At 62.3% G+C, this 2,332-nt stretch carries 2 protein-coding genes; both read left to right on the top strand.

Annotated features, from left to right (window positions below; all coding sequences use genetic code 11):
• Window positions 1-2 precede the first annotated feature (2 nt).
• Complete coding sequence (locus CHB92_RS25370; protein WP_089322034.1) at window positions 3-1,355, top strand: UDP-glucose dehydrogenase family protein; 1,353 nt, start codon at window positions 3-5, stop codon at window positions 1,353-1,355.
• Between the two features lie 2 nt (window positions 1,356-1,357).
• Window positions 1,358-2,320 carry a UDP-glucuronic acid decarboxylase family protein gene (locus CHB92_RS25375; protein ID WP_089322035.1) on the top strand — a complete coding sequence of 321 codons (963 nt, stop codon included), beginning with the start codon at window positions 1,358-1,360 and terminating at the stop codon, window positions 2,318-2,320.
• The last annotated feature ends 12 nt before the right edge of the window (window positions 2,321-2,332 follow it).

The raw sequence follows: 2,332 nt of genomic DNA on the forward strand, positions 1-2,332 counted from the left end.
CTATGAGAATAGCAGTAGTTGGCACGGGTTACGTAGGATTGGTGACGGGCACGTGCTTTGCCGAGGTGGGCATCGACGTGACCTGCATCGACATCGACGAGCAGAAGATCGAGAACCTGAAGAAGGGTATCCTGCCCATCTACGAGCCGGGGCTCAAGGAGATGGTGCTGCGCAACACGCAGAAGGAGCGCCTTAGCTTCTCCACCGACCTTGCCTCCTCCATCCAGGGCTGCGGCTGCGAGGCGGCCTTCATCGCCGTGGGCACGCCCCCCGGGGAGGACGGCTCGGCCGACCTGAAGTACGTGCTGGCCGTGGCCCGGGAGATCGGCCGCAACATGACCGACTACATGGTGGTGGTGACCAAGAGCACCGTGCCGGTGGGCACGGCCCAGAAAGTGCGCCAGGCCATCGAGGAGGAGCTCGAGGCAAGGGGCGCCGACATTGACTTCGACGTGGCCTCCAACCCCGAGTTCCTGAAGGAGGGGGCGGCCATCGAGGACTTTCTGAAGCCCGACCGCATTGTGGTGGGGGTGGCCTCGGAGCGGGCCGAGAAGGTGATGAACAAGCTCTACAAGCCCTTTTTGATGAACGGCCACCCGCTCATCTTCATGGACATCCCCTCGGCCGAGATGACCAAGTACGCCGCCAACGCCATGCTGGCCACCAAGATCAGCTTCATGAACGACATCGCCAACCTCTGCGAGATCATGGGCGCCGACGTGAACATGGTCAGAAAGGGCATCGGCTCGGACGCCAGGATCGGCAACAAGTTCATCTACCCGGGCATCGGCTACGGGGGAAGCTGCTTTCCAAAGGACGTGAAGGCCCTGATCCGCACGGCCGCCGAGAACGGCTACCGGATGCGGGTGCTCCAGAGCGTGGAGGAAGTGAACGAGAGCCAGAAGGAGGTGCTCTTCAACAAGATCGATACCCACTTCAAGGGGGACCTGGCGGGCAGGACCTTCGCCCTGTGGGGCCTGTCGTTCAAGCCCAAGACTGACGACATGCGGGAGGCGCCCTCTTTGGTGATCATCCAGAAGCTGTTGGAGCGGGGGGCCAAGGTCAGGGCCTACGACCCGGTGGCCATGGAGGAGGCAAGGCGCGTGCTGGGCGAGACGATCGAGTACGGCAAGGACGAGTACGAGGCTTTGATCGACGCCGACGCCCTCTTGCTGGTGACCGAGTGGCCCGAGTTCCGCTCCCCCAACTTCAACGTGGTGAGCAAGCTGATGAAGGAGAGGGTGGTCTTCGACGGCCGCAACATCTACGATGCCGCTGACCTGAGGGAGAAGGGCTTCACCTACTACGGCATAGGCCTCAAGCAGAAGGAGCAGCAACTAAAGGAGACAGTGTAGGCATGGCTAAGAAAAGAGTACTGATCACGGGCGGAGCGGGCTTTTTGGGCTCCCACCTCTGCGACAGGTTCATCAGGGAGGGTTACCATGTGATCGCGATGGACAACCTGATCACCGGGGACCTTGAGAACATCGAGCACCTGTTCAAGCTGCCCGACTTCGAGTTCTACCACCACGACGTGTCCAAATTCGTGCACGTGCCGGGGGAGCTGGACTACATCCTGCACTTCGCCTCGCCGGCCAGCCCGATCGACTACCTGAAGATCCCGATCCAGACGCTGAAGGTGGGCTCGCTGGGCACGCACAACCTGCTGGGGCTGGCCAAGGCCAAGAGGGCGCGGATGCTGATCGCCTCCACCTCCGAAGTGTACGGTGACCCTTTAGTGCACCCGCAGCGGGAGGACTATTGGGGGAACGTGAACCCGGTGGGGCCGCGGGGCTGCTACGACGAGGCCAAGCGCTTCCAGGAGGCCATGACGATGGCCTACCACATGCACCACGGGCTGGAGACGCGCATCGTGCGCATCTTCAATACCTACGGTCCGCGCATGCGCCTGGACGACGGGCGGGTGCTACCGGCCTTTTTGAGCCAGGCCCTGCGCCGGGAGCCGCTGAGCATCTTCGGGGACGGCAGCCAGACGCGCTCCTTCTGCTACGTGGATGACCTGGTGGAGGGGATTTACCGCCTGCTTTTGAGCGACTACCACCTGCCGGTCAACATCGGCAACCCCTCCGAAATCACCATCAGGGAGTTTGCGGAGGAGATATGCCGCCTGACGGGGGCGGAGCTGAAGGTGGAGTACCAGCCCCTGCCCAAGGATGACCCGCAGAAGCGGCAGCCCGACATCTCCAAGGCCAGGGAGATCCTGGGCTGGGAGCCCAGGGTGGACCGGGCCGAGGGCCTGAAAAGGACCCTGGAGTACTTCAGAGATAAGGTGCAGGTTCCTGACAGGCAGGAAGCGTAAGGATAAGAAAAG

The sequence above is a fragment of the Pontibacter ummariensis genome, from assembly GCF_900188175.1.
GTDB lineage: Bacteria > Bacteroidota > Bacteroidia > Cytophagales > Hymenobacteraceae > Pontibacter > Pontibacter ummariensis.

Bases quoted from the DNA above. Each gene is read 5' to 3' on its own strand.
- CHB92_RS25375 (WP_089322035.1), top strand. From the start codon at position 1,358: ATGGCTAAGAAAAGAGTACTGATCACGGGCGGAGCGGGCTTTTTGGGC.
- CHB92_RS25370 (WP_089322034.1), top strand. From the start codon at position 3: ATGAGAATAGCAGTAGTTGGCACGGGTTACGTAGGATTGGTGACGGGC.